The sequence below is a fragment of the Gemella sp. zg-1178 genome (genome assembly GCF_018790995.1).
Taxonomy (GTDB): domain Bacteria; phylum Bacillota; class Bacilli; order Staphylococcales; family Gemellaceae; genus Gemelliphila.
On record NZ_JAHKEI010000001.1, the window covers coordinates 12,637 to 36,177 of the forward strand.

Below are 23,541 nucleotides of genomic sequence, written 5' to 3' on the forward strand. Positions count from 1 at the left end.
ATGTCAAAAAAATTATATGTAGTAATACCGTGCTATAATGAAGAAGATGTATTATTAGAAACATCAAAAAGAATAAAAGTAAAAATTAATAATATGATTGCTGAAAATTTAATATCAGAAGATAGTCGGATAGTTTTTGTAAATGACGGTTCTGCTGATGAAACTTGGCAAATTATTGAAGACTTGCACAAGGAAGATGAATTATTTAGTGGTATAAACCTTAGTAGAAATAGAGGACACCAAAACGCCTTGCTAGCAGGACTTATGACGGTCAAATCTTGCTGTGATGTTTGTATTTCTATGGATGCTGATTTGCAAGATGATATAGATGCTATGGATAAAATGACGAAAAAATATTTATCTGGTTGTGATATTGTATACGGAGTTCGTTCGGTCAGAACAACAGATACATTTTTCAAAAGATTTACAGCAGAAGCTTTTTACAAACTTATGGGGAAACTAGGAGCTAATACTGTTTTCAATCATGCTGATTACAGATTAATGAGCAAACGTGCATTAGAGGGATTATCAGAATTTAAAGAAGTTAATTTATTTTTAAGAGGTCTTGTTCCTATGATAGGGTACAAGACAGATATAGTTACCTATGAGCGTTCAGAACGTTTTGCAGGAGAAAGTAAATATCCCTTGTCTAAGATGTTGGCTTTTGCCTTTGAAGGTATTACTTCATTGTCAGTAAAATTAATAAGATTTATTACAATTTCAGGATTTTTAATGATTTTTGTTGCAATATTAGTGTTTGTATATAGCTTAGTAAGTTTTGTCTTTAGCGATGTGAGTAAGGGCTGGCCAAGTTTAATGATATCTCTATGGTTTATCGGTGGTATGATTATGATGTCTTTAGGTATTGTAGGAGAATATATTGGTAAAATCTACCTAGAAACTAAAGAAAGACCACGCTTTATTATAGAAAAATTCTTAAATAAATAGTTAGGTGAAAGATGAAAAAAGAATTACTAAGTAATATCTTGATAAAAATTGTAGCAAGTATATTTTTTCTACTTATGACTATTAATTCTATATTAGTATTTACTAAAACAGCAGTATTTCCTAAATACTATCAGGAAATTTTATATTATAAAAATGATAATGCTATTGTGAATATTATTTTATTAATAGTGTTCAGTATAGTTATATTAATTTTTAGTAAATATTTACAGAAAGTTATTAATATAAAAAGATTAGTATTATTAGTTATGATATATATGTTTATTCTTAGTTTATTATTTGCGATTCTAAGAAGAGATTATGTGCAGTTTGACCCCTTTAATGTTATTGCCCAAGCCAAAAATTTTATCAGAGATAATTATACAGGATTAGATAGGGGAAATAATTATTTATACATATATTCTCATCAGATAACAACAGTATTTTTATTTCAAATAATATTATCTTTATTCGGTATGACTACATTTATTTTATATATTATGCAGTGTTTTTCAATAAGCTATATAGTATTTATGTTATATAAAATTGCAGATATACTATTTAAAAATAAAGAAATAAATTATATTACGGTGATATTATCAGCTGTGTGTTTTCCTCTAATATTTTATGTTTCATTTTTATATGGTATTTTACCTGGTATGTTTTTAGCATTATTATCTTTTTATAATATTATAAAATACCTAAAAGAAGGATTTTGGTACAATCTTATTATAGCTATAATAAGTATTAACATAGCAATTTTATTTATCGGTAATAATTTAATAAATTTACTATCTATTTTCTCAGTTTTAACCATATATTTAATTAAAAAAATTGATAAAAAATTATTTTTGTTTATTATATATTCAATATTTTTTATGCTATCTTTTAAAAGTATCATAATAAATTACTATCAGACAGTATCACAAAAAGATATACCACAGGGTGTAAATAAAATAACTTGGGTAGCTATGGGTATGCAGGAAGGTGATAGAGAAGCTGGCTTCTTTAATGGGTTTAATTATGATATTATGACAGAAGAAAATTATGATAATAGTAAAATAGTTGAAATTTCAAAAAAATCTATTAAACAACGTCTAGCAGTTTTTAAAAATAATCCTAGCTATGCTTATGATTTTTATAGTAGAAAATATGAAAGTCAATTTATAGATCCAACTTTTCAGAGTTTACTTATTACGGCTCCGCAAAAATCTATTGAAGATAATTCTACATTTTTATTAAGGGTAAAAAATAAAATTGTTGAACAAATATATTTTGGTAATTTATCCAAGATATTATTTTATCTTATGAAAGTTTTTCAGTTATTTATTTACCTATTCACTTTAATTTTTTCAATAATTATTTTTAAAAGAAGAGATGAATTATATTTATTTATTCCCATATCTTTTATTGGTGGTAGTATTTTTCATATAATATGGGAAGCAAAGAGTAGGTATATTTTCCCATATTTTGTATTTTTAATTCCTTTGGCGGCTTGTAGTTTTGTTTATACAAAAAATTATCTTAAAAATATTATATTCAGAAAGGAAAAATACTATGAGTAAAATTAAAAAAATTATATTAGCATCAACTATTGCATTTATTTTACTTATACCTAATAATAGCTATGCATTAGGCAACTACATTCCTTTTCCAAACGCTAATCAAGAAGATAAAACAGAAGAGGTAATCTTTAGAGATTTAAACTTAAAAGAAGCCCTTCTGGAACATTATAAATTCCATATTGATAAGAATTATAGGGGAAATATTTTAACTAAAAAAATGATGACTGAATTTACAAGCTTGACTTTATCTTGGGCTAATATATTTTCTTTAGAAGGTTTAGAATATGCTATTAACTTAACTAGTTTAAATTTATCAAATAATTTTATTGAAGACATTACACCAATATCAAATTTAAAATACTTAAAAGATTTAAATTTGAATAATAATAAAATTAAGGTTGCTGATAAGTTAGCAAATTTATTACAATTAAAAAAGCTTGCTATCAGTAGAAATACTATATCAAATTTAGATTTTATCCCTAACGTTTCTTTAGAAGAATTAGACATATCATCTAATGGTATTTTAAAAAATGAATTAACTAAGGATGTTAATTTGTCATCATTAAGAGTTTTAAAAATTTCTAAAATGGGTTTGGATAATATTTCTTTTTTAGATAATGCCAATCAATTAGAAGTTTTGTATGCAGAAGATAATCAAATAAAAGATTTATCTCCCCTAAAAAATTTATCTAATTTAAAAATTCTTTATCTTGATAAAAATAATATTACAGATATTTCAGCTTTAAAAAATTTAGCAAATCTTGAAGAATTTACTGCTGAGAAAAATAATATAAAAGATATTTCATCATTAGATAATAAATTAAAATTACAAAGAATTGTTTTAAATGATAATTTAGAATTAAGAGATATTTCAAATTTAAAATCAGTAGAGAATTTGGCAAGTTTGTCAATTAACAATACTCAGGTTAGTGATATTAGTTCTTTGGTAGACTTAAAATATTTATATTATTTATCACTTGTTGGATCTAAGGTAGACAAGGATAAACAGGATGAATTAAAATTCTATAATGAAAATCCAAAAAAATTAAATAATATAGAGAAAAAATTAGAGATAATCAGCAATAAGACAGAAAAATATTTTTCTCTAAAAAATTATTTATTTATCTTCTTTATTATACTAATTACTTTTAGTGGAATAGTGAGTTATTGGAGAAAAAATAAATAATAAATAACTTGACAAGTATTATATTTAAAATTATAATATAAGCAACAATTAAATAACACCTCACTAAAGGTGAGGTGGAGGTCGCGAACTTTATTAGTAGGCATAAGTAGAGTGTAGAACTTGTTTAGGTGTGCCGAAAGGAATTTTCGCCGAAATGATATTTGTTACTACGCAGATATTGTTGGGGCTATACTTAATAGGTATAGAACTGTCATAGCTAAAGCTATGTTGAGCTACTGACTTTTAGAGGGGTGTTTTTATGCACAACTCTAGCTATTTGGTTGTGCATTTTATTTTTTAGGAGGTCTTTATGACAAAAAACGAATCAAATATTAAAAGAAGTCTTAAATCAAGACATATTACCATGATAGCCATAGGTGGTTGTATAGGAAGTGGTTTATTCATGACTAGTGGACAAGCCATCAGCAGTGCTGGACCTGGTGGAGCTTTATTATCCTACCTGTGTATAGGTCTAATGGTTTATTTTTTAATGACATCTCTAGGAGAGATGGCAACATATTTACCAACTACTGGTTCATTTAGTACTTACGCAACTCGTTATGTTGACCCGTCTTTAGGTTTTGCACTAGGTTGGAATTATTGGTTTAACTGGGTTATTACGGTTGCCGCTGATATAGAACTATCTTCCCTAGCTGTTAGTTATTGGGAACCTATGAGAATTTTACCAAGCTGGATATGGAGTATTATATTTTTATTAATTATCATTATACTAAATTCTTTAAGTGTAAAAGTTTATGGAGAGAGTGAATATTGGTTTGCCCTTATTAAAGTAATTACTGTTATTATATTTTTAATTATTGGTTGTCTTACAATTTTTGGAATTATGGGAGGAGGCTATGTTGGTTTTTCTAACTTTACATTAGGAGAAGCGCCTTTTGTTGGGACTGATACATCAACTTCTAGTAAAATGTTAGCGGCCTTAGGAGTATTCTTAATAGCAGGGTATTCTTTCCAAGGAACAGAATTAATAGGTGTTACTGCAGGAGAAAGTGAAAATCCAGAAAAAACTATTCCTAAAGCAGTAAAACAAGTATTCTGGAGAATATTAATTTTTTATGTTTTAGCAATATTAGTTATAGGCTTATTAATTCCTTATACTTCTGAAGACTTATTAGGAGCAGCTAGTAGCGAAGAAATAGCAAAATCTCCTTTCACTATTGTTTTTAAAAATGCAGGTTTTGCTTTTGCAGCTAGTGTAATGAATGCAGTAATTTTAACTTCTATATTATCTGCAGGAAATTCTGGCATGTATGCTTCTACTCGTATGCTTTATGCTATGAGTAAAGAAAAACAAGCCTTTGATATTTTTTCAAAATTAAATAAACAAGGAACACCGATTAATTCATTGCTAGGAACAACAATAGTTGTTGTTTTAGTTTTCTTAATTCAATTAACAAGTGCAAATGCTTATGTTTATATTGTTGCGGCTAGTGGTCTTACTGGATTTATAGCTTGGTTGGGTATAGCCATAAGTCATTATAGATTTAGAAGAGCTTACATAAAACAAGGTAAACAATTAGCAGGTTTAAAATACAGGGCTAAGTGGTTTCCCGTTGGTCCTATTTTAGCACTAATATTATGTATCGTTGTTATTATTGGTCAAGATACACAATTAATAACTCAAGGTATCGTTGATTGGGGTTCAATTCTTACAACATATATGGGAGTTCCTGTATTTTTATTCTTCTACATATATCATAAAATAAAATATAAAACAAAATTAATACCGCTTGATAAAGTAGACTTATCCCAAAAGTAATATAAATATTTCTAAAAAATTTATAATACAAAAAATATTATATAAAAACAAAAAAGAGTTTAACCTTTAAACTCTTTTTTGTTTTGCTCTTTTTTTTCTCCAAGTTTGTGAAGATAGTAAAACTATAAATGGAATAATTTCTAACCGTCCTAGTAACATAGACATAGATAATATTATCTTTGAAAAATATGGAATGCTAGAAAAATTTTCCATTGGTCCAAATTTATTAAATCCAGGTCCAACATTATTTAAGGTAGTTAAGATAGCTGAAAAAACTTCTTCAAAATCATTTAGTTGAAAAGATAATAAAATAGAAAATATAGAAAATACAATTATGTACAGTACAATATAATTTGAAATTTCACTTGTATCATTAATAACTTTATTATCAATTTTTAATGAAATTACTTTGTTTGGATTAATACATTTTTTTATGTAATTCTTTGTATTTTTTATCATAAACATTATTCTTGGAATTTTAAGTCCACCTGCAGTACCACCAGCACCACCACAAATCATTAAAAATAAAATAATTATTTGTGAAAACATTGTCCAGTTACTAAAGTCTAAATAAGTAAAACCTGTGGTTGAAATTATAGAACTTACTGTAAATAAAACATCTAGTAGTCTTTCATTAGGCAGATTTGCAGTATAGTATATATTAATGAATATGGCTATCGTAGCTAGTAAAATAATTATTAAAAATAATTTTAGTTCTTCATTTTTTAAGGCTTTAAAATATTTTTTTACTATAATTATATATATCAAATTTAGATTAAGTGAAAAGATAATCATAAATATTGTTATTATGCTAGTAACATAGTCGTTATTATAGTATGATATTCCGGAGTTTTTAGTAGAAAATCCTCCAGTTCCAGCAGTAGAAAATGTTAAGTTTATACTTTCAAATATGCCGATACCTGAGAACATCAATAGAATAAACATAATTATTGACAAGCCTATATATATTGAATATAGATAAATAGCTGTATTTTTTATAGAAGAAACTACTTTACCAAACATGGGTCCTGCTACTTCTGCTTTCATAATATGTATATTATGAGGAGAGTGGGGTAAGACTGCTAGAGCAAATACTATTACTCCCATACCGCCAATAAAATGGGTCATGCTTCTCCAAAATAATATACTCTTAGGTAATATTTCTATATCATTTATTATAGAAGAACCAGTAGTAGTAAAACCACTGACAGTTTCAAAAAAAGCGTCTATAAAATTAGTAATAGAATTTGAAAAAATGAAAGGTAGTGAACCCAACAAGGAATATATTATCCAAGTTATAGCGACTATAACTAAACCTTCCTTTGTGTAGAAATTTTTTTTCATTTGTTTTTGATTTGCAAGGAATAAAAATATATATGAAATAAGTATTGTAATAATTATTGTGTAAATAAAAGATAGGGTAATATTAAAATTTTCTTTATATATGACGCTACATAGAGTTGGAAATAATAGAAATATAGATAAAATTTTAAGAACCTTAGCAAGAACAAAAGATATAATTCTATAATTCATCACTTATCTCCTTTTATTAAAATGTCATCAAGTTCTTTAATATTTTGTTTATAGTTTACTATTACTATATTATCATTTGGAGCTATTATGTCATAACCGTTAGGGAAGATAAGTTTATTATTTCTGATAATAAAAGCAATAAGAATATTACTGTTTAAATTCAAATCTTTTAGTGCTATATTTGTAATTTTGCTATTTTCACTAACTTTAAATTCTATTAATTCAACTTGATTGTTAGCAATTTTATAGATATTTTCTATTAGGGAATCCTTACTACATTGTAAAGATTTACTATGTTTTGCAATAATATCTCCCACAATTCTTTTTGGTGTGATGTAAGAATACAAACCAATATCTTCAGCTATTTGCGTCAGAGAATTTCTATTAATCTTGGCTATGGCTTTGGATACTCCTAATTTTTTTGCATAAAGGCTAATAATAATATTTTCTTCGTCTAGTCCTGTAAGAGCAATGCAGCTATCAAATGTTTCTATACCTTCTTCTATTAAGACATCTCTATCGCTACCATCTGCTAATATAACATCTATATCTGGATAACAAGCACTGATTTTATTTGCTTTTTCTATATTAATTTCTACATTTTTAATATAAATATTTCCTTCTCTTAGTAAATCAATAAGATAATGAGTTAATTTACCAGAACCAATAATTAGAGATGATGAAATTTTATTGTTAATATTATCTTTTTTTCCTAGTAATTTATAAAATTGTTTTAAGTGTTTTTCATCAGCTGTGATGTGAACTCTATCACCAACTTTAAAAATATAATCTCCCTTAGGAACTATAACTTCTTCTTTTCTTTCTACAAGACATACTAAAGCAGGAAAATCAATAATTTTTTTACTGTCTATAAGTGAGATATTATTTAGAACACTTCCCTCTTCAATAGTAACTTCAATCATCTTAACCTTGTCTTTATAAAAAATTTCTATTTTATTTGCAGAAGGATATTTTAGCATATAGTTAATTTGTTTTGCAGCTTCGTATTCAGGGTTTAACATTAAGTCTATTCCCAAAGAATTTTTTAAAAATTCTTTTGTTTTTGTATATTCAGGATTTCTAATTCTAGCAATGGTATATTTAGCTCCCATTTGTTTCGCTGTAATGCAAGAAATAATATTTATTTCATCACTTGCTGTAACAGCTATAAACATATCGGCTTTACCTGCTTCTGCTTCTTCTAATATATTATAGTTAGCACCGTTGCCGGCTATGCCCTGAATATCATAAAGTTCAATTATTTTTTGAACTAATTTTTCATTTGTTTCTATTAATGTTAATTCGCTGTAGCTAGCTGATAATTCTTCACAAAGTAGATTACCAACTTTTCCGCCACCGACAATAACTGCTTTCATACAATTTCTCCTTAAAATATGACATAAAAAATTTAAAATAATTATATAACTTTAAAATGATATAGTCAAACAAATATTATGGCTACTACTTATACAAAAATATCTTGGTTATAATTGTGTTTTTAAATTTAGCTACTTATGATATAATTATATAGAATTGGAGGTATGTATGTTTAAATCATTATATAGAAAATATAGACCACAAACTTTTTCTGATGTAGTAGGTCAAAAACATGTTGTTTCGGTACTGCAAAGTGCCATAGTTCAAAAAAAAATTGCCCACGCTTATATTTTTTATGGTTCGAGAGGAACGGGTAAAACTTCTTTGGCAAAAATATTTGCAAATGAAGTGAATAATAATGCAGAATATTTAAGCGATAGTGTTGATATTATAGAAATTGACGCTGCAAGTAATAACGGGGTTGATGAAATTCGTGATTTAAAAGAAGCTATTAAGTTTTCACCAACTCAAAGCAAATACAAAGTATATATAATTGATGAAGTTCATATGCTAACTACCTCAGCTTTTAACGCCCTATTAAAAACTTTAGAAGAACCACCTGCCCACATAATTTTTATTTTAGCAACTACGGAAATACATAAAATACCTGCAACTATCTTGTCAAGGTGTCAAAAATTTGAATTTAAAAATATAAGTCAGGCTGAACTTGTAGAAAGATTAAATTATATAGCTGAAAAAGAAAATATAAGAGCAGAAAAAGATGCCTTAATAAAAATAGCACAGGTAGCCAAGGGCGGACTTCGTGATGCAATAGGAATATTGGAGCAAGCATCTAATTATAATTTAGAAAAAATTTCACTATCTGATATCTTAGCCCTAACCTCATCAGTAGGGGAAGAAGAAATACTTAATTTTTATAGATTAATATTGGAAAATAATAGCTCACAAGCACTTTTAGAATATTCTAAATTTCTAGAATTAGGCAAGGATACAAAATTATTACTTAGCGACTTAATAAATGTATCAAGAGATATAATAATTTATAAGAATATTAATAATAAAGATTTTTGTGAATATAGGGTTGAAGAACTTGCTGAAGTATTAAAAAATATTTCAACTGAAAGAATTTACAAAAACATAGAAGAATTAGCGAGTGCAGAAAATAATATAAGATTTTCAACAGAATATATTAGTTATATGCAGATATGTATAATAAAAATGTGTCAAACACCTGCTGAAAAAATGGAAAATAAGAAGTTAGATAATTCTAAAATAGAGCTATTAGAAAAAAGAATACAAGACTTAGAAGAAAAACTTAATAATATAAATCTTGCTAGTATAAATACAAATTCAAAAAATATAGATGATGTTGTAGAAAAAAACGATGTTGAAGATGAAGGAATTGAAAAATTAGACTCTTACTTTATTCCTAATAGGAAAAAAATAGAAAATTTAATTTTAAATTCTAACGACAAATTCACCATATATGCAAGAAATGTTTTTTCAAAAATCCTTAAGGAAAGTTCGACTATTAATGGTGATATAAGTAATGTTTTTAAAAATTCTGACTTCTTATCTTCATCTAAAAATGGGGGTTTAATTGTTCTTAATAATTCACTTGATATTTTTAAAGTTAGTTCGGATGCTAAATATAAGGACTATTTAGAAAATTCTTTTTCTAAGTTATTGGATGTTGAATATAGTATATACATATTACAAAAAGAACAATACGAATATTTATTAGAAAATATGAATATGAGTAAAGAAGAAAATTTAGAAGAAGAAAGTCTAGTCGAAGAAAAAAAAGAAAATACATTAAAAATAGAAAATTTATTTTCAGATATTATAGTTGAAAAGTAGCTGTTATTTCAGAAATAATACTATTAAATAAATGTTTTCTTTGTGAAAAGAAAAAATGAAAATCATTGACAATATAAAGAAATTTAACTAAAATTACATTATGGTAAAATTTAGGAGGGATAAACAAATGCGTGGTATGGGAAATATGCAACAGATGATGCGTAAAATGCAAAAAATGCAAAAAGATATGATGGATGCTCAAGAGGGGCTTAAAGATAAAACGGTTGAAGGAACTGTATCAGGAGATATGGTAAAAGTTATAGCCAATGGTGATGGTAAAATTTTAGATATAATAATAAAAGAAGAAATTGTAGATCCAGGAGATGTAGATATGTTACAAGATATGGTTATAACTGCAGTTAATGACGCCTTAGAAAAATCAAATAGATTAAAAGAAGAAACTTTAGGGAAATTTACTAACGGTTTAAATATTCCAGGACTTTAAGTATGAAATATCCAAAACCAATATTAGATTTGTTAAATAATTACATGAAACTTCCTGGTATAGGGAGAAAAACTTCAATAAGATTAGCATTTCATACACTAAAAATGAAAGACAAAGATATAGAAGAATTTGCATTAGCTCTAATAAATTTAAAACATAATCTTTGCAAGTGTACAGAATGTGGAAGATTAAACGAAAACAAAGTATGTGATATCTGTTCTGATAAATCCAGAGATAATAGTATAATATGTGTTGTCGAAAGCGACCAAGATTTGATGGCTATGGAAAATATGGAGCAGTATAGAGGATTATATCATATTTTAAATGGAGTAATTTCTCCTATGGATGGTATAGGACCAGCTGATATAAATTTAAAATCACTATTACACAGAGTTAAAAACGAAAATATTAAAGAGGTTATACTAGCAACTAATTCATCTCCTGAGGGGGAAGGGACGGCTAGTTTTATAGTTAAAATATTAAAAACAACAGATATAAAAGTGACAAGAATAGCGCAGGGAATTTCTTTTGGAAGTGATATTGTTTATGCTGATGAGCTAACTTTAGCTAGGGCAATATCTGGAAGAATAGAATTGTAAATATTAAATCACTATATAAATATTATTTTTAGGAGGGACGTAAATGTCACAACAATCAGTAAATGCGATTAAAGTTCTTGGTATTGATGCTATTAATAAGGCTAAATCTGGTCATCCAGGAATTGTAATGGGAGCTGCTCCATTATCTTATGCACTATTTAATAATCATATCAAGGTAAATCCAAAAAATCCATCTTGGATAAATAGGGATAGATTTATATTATCTGCTGGACATGGTTCAATGTTACAGTATGCACTACTTCACTTAGCAGGTTATGAAGATGTATCAATAGAAGAAATTAAAAATTTTCGTAAATGGAATTCTAAAACACCGGGGCATCCAGAGTTCGGACACACAAGAGGAGTAGATGCAACAACAGGACCTTTAGGACAAGGAATATCTACGGCAGTAGGAATGGCTTTGGCAGAAAGATTTTTAGCGGCTAAATATAATAAAGAGGGATATGAATTATTTAATCACTATACTTATGTAATTTGTGGTGATGGAGATATTATGGAGGGTGTTGCTTCTGAAACAGCCTCTTTTGCAGGATTACAAAAATTAGAAAAATTAATAGTTCTTTATGACTCGAACGATATTTGTTTAGACGGAGAAACTAAAGACGCTTTTAGCGAAAATGTTTGTAAACGTTACGAATCTTATGGCTGGAATACATTATTAGTAGAGGATGGTTCAGATGTTGCAGCAGTTACTTCAGCAATATCTCAAGCAAAAATTTCTAACAAACCAACTCTAATAGAAGTAAAAACAATTATAGGTGCTGGTTCACCTAATAAACAAGGAACAAACTCTGTACATGGTTCTCCTATTGGAGAAGAAGAAGCTAATTTATTTAAAAAAGAAATTGGTTGGCAACATGCACCATTTGAAATTCCGTCATCAGTTTATGAAGATTTCCAAAATTCTTTAATAAATCGTGGATTAGTTGCATACTCATCTTGGGTTAAACTTTATGAAGAATATAAAATTAAATATCCAGAACTAGCTCAAGAATTAGAGGCAGCACTATCAAGAAATGATATAGAGGAATTATCTAAAGCAAGTTTTAATTTTAAAGAAGTTGGAGAACAACAAGCAACTAGAAATTCATCACAAGATGCTTTAAATTCTATTGCTAATGTATTACCTACATTTTTTGGAGGTTCAGCAGATCTTTCTCATTCTAATATGACATTTATTAAGGGTGAAGGATTGCAAGATGACGAAAATAGATTATTCCGTAATATTCAATTTGGTGTTCGTGAATTTGGTATGGCGACAATTTTAAATGGATTAGCTCTACATAGGGGAGTGCGTGTTTTTGGGGGGACATTCTTCGTATTCTCTGATTACTTAAAGGCCGCACTAAGACTCTCTGCTTTACAAAATTTACCCGTAACTTATGTATTTACACATGATAGTATAGCAGTAGGAGAAGACGGTCCAACTCATGAACCAATAGAACACTTAGCATCTTTAAGAACAATTCCAAATTCTTATGTATTTAGACCAGCAGATGCAACTGAAACTCAAGCGGCTTGGTATCTAGCTCAAAAATCAAATACTAAACCATCATCATTAGTATTAACTCGTCAAAACTTGCCTGTTTTAGAAAATTCATCTTTTGAAAATGTAGCAAAAGGTGCTTATGTAGTTCATGAAACTTCTACAGATTTTGATACAATTATTATTGCAACAGGTTCAGAAGTTAATTTAGCTATTGAATCAGCAAAAGAGTTAGAAAAAGAAGGTTGGAAACTGCGTGTGGTAAGTATGCCATCAGTAGAATTATTTGAAGAACAAAGTCAAGAATATAAAAATGAATTATTACCAAAATCTATTAGTCGTCGAGTAGCTATTGAAATGGGTAATACAGCATTGTGGTATAAATATGTAGGGTTAGACGGTTTAGTAATTGGTATTGATACTTTTGGAGCTTCGGCACCAGCAAGTAAAGTAATCGAAGAATACGGCTTTACAGTAGAAAAAGTTGTAGCCAGAATTAAAGAGCTGTAAAAATAGGTGTGAAATGGTATTTTATAGAAGCGGAGATATAATAAAGGCTAAAGTTACTGCAATCAAACATTATGGAGCCTTTATTCAAACAAAAGACGGTACACAAGGTTTAATTCATATATCAGAAATAGATAATAGTTTTATTGTAGATATAAATTATTATTTGAAAGTTGGAGAAATTATTGAAGTAAAAGTTTTATCATTTAGAGATGGTAGAATAAATGCCTCCCTAAACTTTAATAAGAATAGAAAAAAAATCTTAGGGAAAAATAATGAGAATTTGAATATTATTCAATTTAAGTATGGTTTTGAAACTCTAAAAAATAATCTTGAGCTTTGGCAAAAAAAAGCTGAATATGAAATTAGACAAAATAAAAAATAGTTGACAAATTTAATATGAATATATTATAATGACTTCATATAAATTTGAAATTTAGGAATACTAGTAAAGTAAAATATTTAATAAGAGAGAGTCTGATGCTGAAAATGACTTAATATTTTTGTTAGTTGCTACCTAAGAATATATTTCGTCGGCAGAAAAGTCGTTATCAACACTGGAGTAGGTTTTATAAGCTAGAAAAAAGGTGGTACCACGTTAAATATGCGTTCTTGAACGAGAAGATAATTCTTGTTCAAGGATTTTTATTTTTAAATTTTAAATTTTAAAAAATATTTTAATAAAAAGGAGAGATAGCATGAAAAAATTATCATCATCACAAATTAGAAAAATGTTTTTGGATTTTTTTGAAGAAAAAGAACACATGGTTGAACCCGGAGCATCACTAGTTCCAAATAACGACCCATCTTTACTATGGATTAATTCTGGAGTAGCAGCATTAAAAAAATATTTTGACGGTAGAGAAATTCCTGATAAACCTAGAATTACAAATTCACAAAAATCAATTCGTACAAACGATATTGAAAATGTAGGAAAAACAGCTCGCCATCACACATTTTTTGAAATGTTAGGTAATTTTTCTATCGGAGATTATTTTAAAGAAGAAGCTGTTTTGTGGGCTTGGGAATTTTTAACTTCTGAAAAATGGTTAGGTTTAGAAAAAGAAAAAATGTATGTAACTGTTCATCCAGAAGATAAAGATGCTTATAGAATATGGCATGATTTAGTAGGTCTAGAAAAAGAAAGAATTATCCGTATAGAAGGGAATTTTTGGGATATAGGAGAAGGCCCTTCAGGACCTAATACAGAAATATTTTACGACAGGGGAGAGGAAACAGACAATACTGCACCAGCTTGTGAAATGTATCCTGGTGGAGAGAATGAACGCTATCTTGAAGTTTGGAATGTAGTATTCAGTCAATATAATCATAATCCTGATGGAACTTATACAGAGTTGCCTACAAAAAATATAGATACGGGTATGGGACTTGAACGTATTACATCTGTTATTCAAGATGTGCCAACAAATTTTGATACTGATTTATTCATACCTATTATTCGTAAAATAGAAGAAATTTCTGGAAAAACTTATAGAAGTAATGAAAATCAAGATGTAGCTTTTAAGGTTATTGCTGACCATATCAGAACAGCAGTATTTGCAATTTCAGATGGTGCTATGCCATCTAATGAAGGACGTGGTTACATTTTACGCCGTTTAATTCGTAGAGCTATAAGATATTCTAAATATTTAGATTTAAACTCTGCATTTATGTACAAACTGACACCAATTGTTGCAGAAATTATGATTGATTATTATCCAGAAGTTTCTAAATCTGTTGATTTTGTTCAAGATGTAATATTAAAAGAAGAAGAAAGATTCCATGAAACTCTGCAAGAAGGAGAAGCAATTTTAAAATCTATAGTAGCAGAAGTTCAAAATACAAGCAAAGTTATTCCAGGAGCAAAGGTCTTTAAACTATATGATACATTTGGGTTTCCTATTGAATTGACTGAAGAATATGCAGAAGAATACGGACTTACTGTTGATATAGCAGGATTTGAAGAAGAAATGGAAAAACAAAAAGAACGTGCTCGCAGTTCGCGTCAAGATGATTCATCTATGCAAGTTCAGTCAGACTTATATTCTAAAATACAAGGTGAGAGTGAATTTGTTGGATATAGCAACCAGGTTTCTAAGTCAAAAGTAATAGCTATAATAGATAGTGAAGAAAATATATTAAATTCTTATAGTGATAAAGATGTAGTAAAAGTTATTTTTGATAAAACACCTTTTTATGCAGAAAGTGGTGGGCAAGTAGCAGATAGGGGAAGTATTGTTGGTAATAATTTTAAAGCAAAAGTTATTGATGTTAAAAAATTACCAGATAAACGCCATATCCATTTCCTTAAAATTATTGAGGGTCAGTTATTATTAAATAATGAATATGATTTATCTATAGATGTAACTTATAGATTTGATATTGAGAAAAATCATACAGCTACCCACTTATTAAATGAAGTATTAAGACAATTAGTAGGTAAACATATAAAACAAGCTGGTTCCTTAGTTACTGATGAAAAATTACGTTTCGATATAACACATTTCACAGCTTTAACACCACAAGAAATTTCTCAAGTAGAAAGAGTAGTCAATGAAAAAATTTGGGAGTCACTGCCAATAAGAACAAGTGAAATGCCAATAGCAGAAGCTCGTGCTTTAGGTGCACAAGCATTATTCGGAGAAAAATACGGTTCAATAGTTCGTGTCGTATCAATAGGAGATTACTCAGTAGAACTTTGTGGAGGAACGCATACAAACAATTCTTCAGAAGTTGGAATGTTTAAAATAATTTCTGAATCAGGAGTTGCCGCTGGAGTTCGTCGTATAGAAGCTATTACGGGTAAAGCTGTTTACAAATACTTGCAGGAACAAAATAATACTTTAGAAGAAGTTTGCAGATTGACAAAATCTAAAGAAACAACAGTTATAGAAAAAGTAGCTAGCCTGCAAAATGATTTTAAAAAATTAACTAAAGAAAAAGATAGTTTGCAACAAAAAATAGCTAATGCAGAAATAAATAGTTTATTATCTTCAGTTAAAGAAATTAATGGAGTTAAATTATTAACTACTGTTGTAGAATCAGAAAATATGAATCACTTAAAACAAATAGTTGATAATGCAAAAGATAAACTAGAAAATTATGTAATAGCATTTGCCTCAATTAATGATGATAAAGTAAACTTTGTTGTTGCAGTAGATAAGAATTTAACATCAAAATATCAGGCAGGAAAATTGGTAAATATACTAGCAAATGTTTGTGACGGTAAAGGCGGCGGTAGAGCAGATATGGCACAAGCAGGAGCTAAAGATATTTCTAAAATTAATGAAGCATTTTCTAAACTTGAAAAATCAATATAGTAGCTAGTTAATATTTAGTGTATAGAAAAAATACACACTAAATATTTTTTATTTCAAATATTTTAAAATTATTAGGATAGAAAAAATTTAGTGTTTATTTATGTTTCTAAAATTAAAACTAAAACTTTTAAGAAAATATAGAAGTGTGAACATCGAAAATAAAAATTTTTAATTTGTTATAACTTAGTGGTAATATTAAAAAAAGTGATGTATATTTTAAAATATTTGATATTTAGATTAATAAACAAAATAATATATTTAAAATAAAAAAAGTAGGAATTTATCCTACTTTTTTATTAAATTATTTTTCAACTTTATAAATCCAACCAAATTTGTCTTCTACTTTTCCTAGTTGGATACCTGTTAATTGATTGTAAATAGCTTTTGTTCCTTCGCCAGTTTCAAAATTATTAACGACTATTTTTTTCTTGCCATCAAATAATTCCCCTACTGGAGATACAACTGCAGCTGTTCCTGAACCAAATACTTCTTCTAGTTTTCCATTATCAGCAGCATCATATAGTTCATCAATAGAAATTTTTCTTTCTTCAACATTTTCACCATTAGATTTTAATAATTGGATTATTGAATCTCTTGTAATACCTGGGAGAATAGAACCGTTTAATTCTGGTGTTACGTACTTACCGTCTATTTTGAAAAAGATATTCATAGCTCCAACTTCTTCTACATATTTTTGTTCTACTCCATCAAGCCACAATGTTTGTGCATAACCTAATTTTGCGGCCTTGTTTTGCCCTAAAAATGAACCTGCATAATTACCAGCAGCTTTGGCAAATCCAGTTCCACCACGTACTGCTCTAACATATTCATCTTCAACAAAAATTTTATTTGGCTCTAAGCCCCCTTTAAAGTAGGCTCCTGATGGTGAAAGTATAATCATAAATTTAACATTTGAGTTAGGTTTTACTCCTAAAAATTCGTCAGTACCGAACATAAATGGTCTAACATATAATGAAGTACCTTCTGCCGTAGGTATCCAGTCTTTATCTATTTTCAATAATTCTGTTAAAGCAGCTAGTGCAAATTCTTCATCTACTGTTGGTAAAACCATACGTTCAGCAGATTTATTTATACGTTTAAAGTTTTCCCAGGGTCTAAATAATACTGCGTCTCCATTAGCTATATATGCTTTCATTCCTTCAAAAACTGCTTGACCATAATGCAAAGTTGCATTAGCAGGAGATAATGAAAGATTTGCAAATTCTACTATTCTAGGATTGTGCCAACCCTCATTTTCATTCCAATCCATTTCAAACATATGGTCAGTAAATAATTTACCAAAACCAAGACTATTTTGGTCTGGTTTTTCTTTAGGATTTTTTGTTAATTCTATTTTTATATCTTTTACTTCTAATTTACTCATGTAATTCTCCTTTATTCTTAAATATGATAAATTAATTATAATATTTTAAGAAAAATATTGCAAGATTTTTAAGATGTTTTTTCAGAAAAATTAATATTATAAATTTATATTTCAAAAATTTACTTGATTTCTAATTTATATATGTTAAAATTGTTCCTATAGTTTTAATTTAATTCTATTATTACTAAATTTTTAGGAGGTAAATATTATGAAATTAAAAAAAAGTTTAGAAAATACTTTTAGTAAAGCCTTAGATATTATAAAAAGTTCTCCACTTAGAGAATTTGATGCTTATGCTTCACAGAGAGAAGCCGTTATAAAATTAACTTTAGGTGAACCAGATTTTGATACAGCAGATGTTATAAAAAAAGCAATTCAAACATCTTTGGACAACAACAGAACACATTATTCTTTGAACGCTGGAGTTTTAGAACTTAGACAAGCTGTAGCAGAAATGATGAAAGAGAAATATAATGTTGATTATACAGCTGACGAAGTTATAATCACTGTTGGAGCTTCTGCTGCGATAGAGCATACTATTTCTGCCTTAACTAATCCTGGAGATACAGTTTTAGTAACAACACCTTACTTTACATTTTATGATGGTTGCTCATACTTGAATAACTGTAATGTAGGTTATATTGATACATTAGAAACTGGTTTTAAATTAACACCGGAATTATTTGAAGAAAATTATAAAAAATACGAAAATGTAAAAGCAATAGTTTTAAATTATCCTAATAATCCGTCTGGAGTTTCTTATACTAAAGAAGAATTATTAGAATTAGCAAATACTTTTAGAAAATATGATATTTTTATTATAAGTGATGAGATTTATGCTGATATTAGCTATAACTATAAGCACACTTCATTAACAGAAATTATACCTGAACAAACAATTTTAATAACTGGTTTATCAAAATCACACGCAATGACTGGTTGGCGAGTAGGTTTTATTGTCGCTCCACAAAAAGCAATTCAAAAAATTGTAGTTTATCATCTGTTTACAGTTTCTGGTATTCCGACTTTTATTCAAGATGCAGCAGTTGTTGCTCTTAAGGATAAAGAATCAAAAGAATATACAGAAAAAATGATAAAGACTTATACCGAGCGTCAAAAATATTTAGTTCCAGAACTAGAAAAATTAGGATTTAAAATTTCAGGTATTGACGGAGCTTTCTATGTTTTTGCAAGGATACCTAAAAAATATAGAACCATGAAAACTATGGAATTTTGTAAATTTTTGGTCAAGGAAGCTAGAGTTGGGCTTATTCCAGGAACAGCATTTGGAGAATCGTATGACGAATATGTCAGAATTAGTTATGCTACTAGTATTGAAAATTTAAAAGAAGCAGTTAAAAGAATTAGTCAAGTACTATAAATATAAAAAAACAGTGTCAAATTTAGTCGGCACTGTTTTTTAAATAAATGCTTAATAAATTTTCAACAAAACCTTGAAAAAGCATAACGATAAGTTTATAATTAAAGAAATGTTTAACTTAAAGGAGTTTTGTGATGAATTTTATAAAGAATGAAAGTTTATTTGATTTAAATAATGTAGGAAATCCTGTCTTGCTAGATAAATATATTTTTTATACTCAAACAACTACAAAAGAAGCAACAAATACTTACGAAACAAAATTATTTAGAATAGATATTAATACTAAAGCAATTACAGAATGGGGTAATGGGGGAAGTGTTTACACTAACTTAGAATTGTCGCCCAATAAGGATAAAATTTTATTTTTATCAAATAATACTAAAGATAAAAAAAATCAACTATTTTCAATGAGTTTGTCAGGTGGAATGGCAAAACAATTAACTTTTGAAAAAGAAGGAATAAGTAATTATATATTCAAAGAAGACAAAGTTTACTATCACACTTCTTCAAAACAAGAAGAAAAAGAAAATAAGTCAGAAGATAAAAATAATTTTCCAAAAGAAAATGTAATAGACAAGGTAATGTATAAGGCAGACGGAGTAGGTCTATTAGCTAGTAATTTGAAATATCAGTTTAAAAAATTAGAATTAGGTAAGTCTGAAGATGAAGTATTAATAGAAAAAAATGAAAATTTTACTATAAACTACATTTCAAAATGCGATACTTTTGCCCTTATGTCGATGTCAAAAAATATTTTTGATGAATGGCAGTACGGAAATTTAATATTAAAATATGATTTTAATACAAAAAAAGAAAGTAAATTATTTGATACAGAAGATAATTTTTATTTTGTTAATACTAATCCCAAAGAAAATAAAATTCTTTTTATATTGAACGATTTTTCTTATAAATTTGTAACACAAAATAATTTAGTCGTTTACGATTTAGAAACTAAAAAATTAACAAACATTACAGAAAAATTGGATATTGAAATAGGAGATCTCATAGTAGCTGATTTTCAACAAAGTATAAGTGGCGTTAATTTTGAGTGGCTTAATGATGATGAATTTATTTTTTCATCAACAGAAAAAGGAAAAATACTTTTATACACAGCTAACGTAAATGGTCAGATAAAAAATATATTAAATAAAGAAATTCATATCACAGGAAGTAGTTTTTGTGATAACAAAATAGCTATTACTTATTCTACTTTAAATTATCCGAGTGGTTTAGCCTTATTTGATATTGCAAGGGAAGAATTTACAGATATTTATAATCCTAACGAAAAATTTTTAAAAGGAACTAAACTTGCAAAAATTGACAGATTTTGGTTTAAAGCTCATGACGATTTATATATTCAAGGTTGGTATGTAAATCCTCTTGCTGTAAAAGAAAATAATCCTGCAATTCTTTATGTTCATGGAGGACCGCAAGTATGTTACGGCGAAAGTTTTTTTCATGAAATGCAGGTTTTAGCATCAAAGGGTTATGGTGTTATTATGTTAAATCCTAGAGGTGGAGGAAGTTACGGACAAAAATTTGTTTCAGCAATCTTGGGTGATTATGGTAATAATGATTTTAAAGATTTAATGACAGGTTTAGAATATGTTTTAGAAAAGTATTCAAGCATTGATAGAAGTAGAGTGTATCTTGCTGGAGGAAGTTACGGAGGGTTTATGACTAACTGGATAGTAGGTCATAGTAATATTTTTAAAGCGGCAGTAGCACAACGTAGCATATCGAACTGGATAAGTTTTTATGGAACAAGTGATATAGGAGCATTTTTTGTTGAATATCAACTAGAAAGAAACTTAAATAATATGGAAAAATTGTGGGCTATGTCGCCACTAGCTTATGCAAAAAATGTCAAAACTCCTCTGTTGTTATTGCATGGAGATGATGATTTACGCTGTCCTAAGGAACAAGCAGAACAAATGTATATAGCTTTAAAAAGAAATAATATTAAAACAAAATTAATAATTTTTCCGCAGTCAAGTCATGGACTTTCAAGAGAGGGACTGCCTAATTTAAGAATTGCAAGATTAAAAGCTATTCAAGATTGGTTTGAAGAAAATTAAAAAAGTTGGGAATGAAATTTCATTCCCAACTTTTTGTAAATATATGCAAATATTATTGAAAAATTTTTGTTAGACTTCTAAGAATTAAAAAATGCAAGCCTATAAGAAAAAAGTCAACAAAATAAAAAATAATTAGCAAGCAAGTTTTATATGCGTAAAACTCATCACTAAAAAACTGACTAGAAAAAAGTAGGAAGAAATAGATAATTTTATTTACGTTCCTTGTATTAGTTAAAAAATATTTGCGGCATTATTTTTTAAGAGCTTTAGAATTTTTGTCATAAAAAATTTTTTATATTATTTTTTCGGAAATTATATGTAATTAAATAAATTTTATAATTTTTCTAGGAATTTTTTATTATTTATTATAACCCTAGTGTGAGAACAGTCCGCTATTTTTTTCTTGTCATCATTTATTTTTTCGTAAGCTAAAGCGAAGAAAGTTATTATTTTTTCTTTTTTTATTTCTTTAATAGTAGCTTCTACTATAATTGTTGAAGAAATTTTTGATGGTGCTAGGTGATTTATATTAATATTACTACCGACAGAACCCAAATCTTTTTCTAAATATTTATTTAATAAGTCCTTGCAAGTTTCTTCTATGTAGGCGACTAACATAGGAGTAGAGAGAACATCTAAATCTCCACTTCCAATATTTTTGGCACTATGACTTATATCTACTATAAATTCTTTTGTTAATTTTTCATTTATGTTCATAATTTTACTCCTAATAAAAATTCACACTGTGTTCAATTAATTTTTTGTTTTTATATACAAACTTTGCTGAAAAGAAAGATTTTTTATCTATCAACCAGTCTAAAAAAATATAATCTCCTTCCCAAGTATTAATTTTTCTATTTTTTATATCTTCTTTTTTTATCCAAATCAAATCTCCCTCATCACAATTTTTTGTCATTTGACCAGAATATTTTTCTGCTGTAAAGACATAGGTATACCAATTAACACCTTGTTCAAAATCAGGAAAAGTTATTATTCCTCTTAGTGTCGGATTTGTTATATCTAAATTTGTTTCTTCTTTTACTTCACGAATAATACATTCTTCTGGACTTTCGCCATTTTCTATTTTACCACCTACACTTATGGTTAACCCCTCATGAACATCATTTTCTTTTTTATTTCTTGTCAGCATTAAAAATTCATCGCCATTATCTATATAGCACATAGCCCCTAAAGTATTTTTCATTTTAAATTCTCCTTAGATAAAAATAAAGAACTGTTTTCACAGCTCTAATTTAATATTATTTTTTATTCACCTTTATTAAACTATCTAAACCAGCAGCTCCTATTGCAAAAACAAGAGCAAGTATAGCACAGTTTTGTATAGTTAAACCTTGACTTACTCCGTTGCTACCAAGGATAGATGAAACTATAAATATAGCTATAAATGCGAATATAAATCCCCAGAATAAAGAAATTAAAAATTTCACAATATTACTCCTTTCTAGCTTATTAAATTTATTATATAATTAAAAAGAAAATATGACAAATATTTTTTAAATTGCTTGTAGAATTTTTATTTGCTCCAAAGATTTTTTTTATTACTCTTGGCTTGATTTTGTGCTTTTTTCAAAATATCAAGATATCTAGTGTCAGGTTCATAAACATATTTTATTTCTGCCAATCCTTCTTTTAACAATTCTTCTTGCACAAGTTTACCGTCTGCATAAACATAGGCTAAGGCTCTACCATATTTATCTAATTTTTGTTTGACATCAAATTCTAGTTCTACTTTTTTTGCATTTGCTAAAATTTTTCCGTTATATTCACTTGCTTCTGGACCATATTCTTGGACAGGAGTATTTTTTTTAACTGTTTCGGGTGTATCTATATTTAAGTATCTTACTGTCAAATCTTGTCCATTAAACTTAACTTTTATAGTATCGCCGTCTACTTTTTTAATAAATTTAACCTCATATCTTGTAGTATCTCCCTTTACATTTATTCCATTTATGTTTCCTGGCTTTACTTTGTCAATATTAACTACATCTGGATTTTTAAAAATATAAAAAGTGAAAACTAAAGCTATCGTAAAAATAAGTGATAATATAGTGTATAATTTTTTATTCATTTCAAACTCCTAAATTTTATTTCT

General features: G+C 27.7%; 19 protein-coding genes and 1 riboswitch. Of the genes, 12 read left to right on the forward strand and 7 right to left on the reverse strand.

The features are described 5' to 3' along the window. The 4 genes from KMP12_RS00065 to KMP12_RS00080 all read left to right on the forward strand — a co-directional run bounded on the left by KMP12_RS00065 (position 1) and on the right by KMP12_RS00080 (position 5,476). On the forward strand, positions 1-948 hold the full coding sequence (locus KMP12_RS00065; RefSeq protein WP_215755701.1) for a glycosyltransferase family 2 protein: 948 nt from the start codon (positions 1-3) through the stop codon (positions 946-948). A gap of 11 nt (positions 949-959) precedes the next feature. Beyond that, entirely contained in the window at positions 960-2,510 is a 1,551-nt protein-coding gene (locus KMP12_RS00070) for a hypothetical protein (RefSeq protein WP_215755702.1), read from the forward strand. Further along, complete coding sequence (locus tag KMP12_RS00075) at positions 2,503-3,696, forward strand: leucine-rich repeat domain-containing protein (protein WP_252344637.1); 1,194 nt, start codon at positions 2,503-2,505, stop codon at positions 3,694-3,696. The genes KMP12_RS00070 and KMP12_RS00075 overlap by 8 nt, the downstream gene beginning before the upstream one ends. Positions 3,697-3,763: 67 nt before the next feature. Then, positions 3,764-3,940: riboswitch (Lysine riboswitch) on the forward strand. Positions 3,941-4,006: 66 nt separating this feature from the next. Continuing rightward, positions 4,007-5,476: an amino acid permease gene (locus KMP12_RS00080; RefSeq protein WP_215755703.1), complete on the forward strand. Its 1,470-nt coding sequence runs from the start codon at positions 4,007-4,009 to the stop codon at positions 5,474-5,476. A gap of 66 nt (positions 5,477-5,542) precedes the next feature. Here KMP12_RS00080 and KMP12_RS00085 read toward each other — a convergent pair whose 3' ends face one another. Both KMP12_RS00085 and trkA read right to left on the reverse strand, forming a co-directional pair. Further along, a complete protein-coding gene (locus KMP12_RS00085; RefSeq protein ID WP_215755704.1) occupies positions 5,543-7,009 on the reverse strand; it encodes a TrkH family potassium uptake protein in 1,467 nt (488 codons plus the stop codon). Next, positions 7,009-8,385 (reverse strand): Trk system potassium transporter TrkA, encoded by a 1,377-nt coding sequence (gene trkA, locus KMP12_RS00090; protein ID WP_215755705.1) that lies wholly within the window; start codon positions 8,383-8,385, stop codon positions 7,009-7,011. The genes KMP12_RS00085 and trkA overlap by 1 nt, the downstream gene beginning before the upstream one ends. A gap of 169 nt (positions 8,386-8,554) precedes the next feature. Here trkA and dnaX point away from each other — a divergent pair, with 169 nt between their 5' ends. The 6 genes from dnaX (at position 8,555) to alaS (ending at position 16,585) form a co-directional block, all read left to right on the forward strand. After that, positions 8,555-10,207, forward strand: coding sequence for a DNA polymerase III subunit gamma/tau (gene dnaX, locus KMP12_RS00095; protein ID WP_215755706.1), 1,653 nt, complete (start codon positions 8,555-8,557; stop codon positions 10,205-10,207). A 127-nt stretch (positions 10,208-10,334) separates the two neighbouring features. Continuing rightward, complete coding sequence (locus tag KMP12_RS00100) at positions 10,335-10,652, forward strand: YbaB/EbfC family nucleoid-associated protein (RefSeq protein ID WP_215755707.1); 318 nt, start codon at positions 10,335-10,337, stop codon at positions 10,650-10,652. Between the two features lie 2 nt (positions 10,653-10,654). Further along, entirely contained in the window at positions 10,655-11,251 is a 597-nt protein-coding gene (gene recR / locus KMP12_RS00105; protein ID WP_215755708.1) for a recombination mediator RecR, read from the forward strand. A gap of 43 nt (positions 11,252-11,294) precedes the next feature. Continuing rightward, entirely contained in the window at positions 11,295-13,268 is a 1,974-nt protein-coding gene (tkt, locus tag KMP12_RS00110) for a transketolase (RefSeq protein ID WP_215755709.1), read from the forward strand. A 13-nt stretch (positions 13,269-13,281) separates the two neighbouring features. Next, a complete protein-coding gene (locus KMP12_RS00115; protein WP_215755710.1) occupies positions 13,282-13,650 on the forward strand; it encodes a S1 RNA-binding domain-containing protein in 369 nt (122 codons plus the stop codon). A 313-nt stretch (positions 13,651-13,963) separates the two neighbouring features. After that, the gene (gene alaS, locus KMP12_RS00120; RefSeq protein ID WP_215755711.1) at positions 13,964-16,585 is read left to right on the forward strand and encodes an alanine--tRNA ligase; all 2,622 of its coding nucleotides are present in this window, start codon (positions 13,964-13,966) and stop codon (positions 16,583-16,585) included. Positions 16,586-16,886: 301 nt separating this feature from the next. Here alaS and KMP12_RS00125 read toward each other — a convergent pair whose 3' ends face one another. Continuing rightward, positions 16,887-17,969: a branched-chain amino acid aminotransferase gene (locus KMP12_RS00125; RefSeq protein WP_215755712.1), complete on the reverse strand. Its 1,083-nt coding sequence runs from the start codon at positions 17,967-17,969 to the stop codon at positions 16,887-16,889. A 208-nt stretch (positions 17,970-18,177) separates the two neighbouring features. Here KMP12_RS00125 and KMP12_RS00130 point away from each other — a divergent pair, with 208 nt between their 5' ends. Both KMP12_RS00130 and KMP12_RS00135 read left to right on the forward strand, forming a co-directional pair. Beyond that, a complete protein-coding gene (locus KMP12_RS00130) occupies positions 18,178-19,350 on the forward strand; it encodes a pyridoxal phosphate-dependent aminotransferase (protein WP_215755713.1) in 1,173 nt (390 codons plus the stop codon). Positions 19,351-19,484: 134 nt separating this feature from the next. Further along, complete coding sequence (locus KMP12_RS00135) at positions 19,485-21,428, forward strand: S9 family peptidase (protein WP_215755714.1); 1,944 nt, start codon at positions 19,485-19,487, stop codon at positions 21,426-21,428. A gap of 333 nt (positions 21,429-21,761) precedes the next feature. Here KMP12_RS00135 and KMP12_RS00140 read toward each other — a convergent pair whose 3' ends face one another. The 4 genes from KMP12_RS00140 to KMP12_RS00155 all read right to left on the reverse strand — a co-directional run bounded on the left by KMP12_RS00140 (position 21,762) and on the right by KMP12_RS00155 (position 23,517). Then, positions 21,762-22,145, reverse strand: a complete 384-nt coding sequence (locus KMP12_RS00140; RefSeq protein WP_215755715.1) for a thioesterase family protein — start codon at positions 22,143-22,145, stop codon at positions 21,762-21,764. 10 nt (positions 22,146-22,155) lie between these two features. Then, positions 22,156-22,632 (reverse strand): NUDIX hydrolase, encoded by a 477-nt coding sequence (locus KMP12_RS00145; RefSeq protein WP_252344638.1) that lies wholly within the window; start codon positions 22,630-22,632, stop codon positions 22,156-22,158. Positions 22,633-22,687: 55 nt separating this feature from the next. Further along, a complete protein-coding gene (locus KMP12_RS00150) occupies positions 22,688-22,876 on the reverse strand; it encodes a DUF2929 family protein (protein WP_215755716.1) in 189 nt (62 codons plus the stop codon). An 86-nt stretch (positions 22,877-22,962) separates the two neighbouring features. Further along, positions 22,963-23,517: a thermonuclease family protein gene (locus KMP12_RS00155; protein ID WP_215755717.1), complete on the reverse strand. Its 555-nt coding sequence runs from the start codon at positions 23,515-23,517 to the stop codon at positions 22,963-22,965. Positions 23,518-23,541 lie beyond the last annotated feature (24 nt).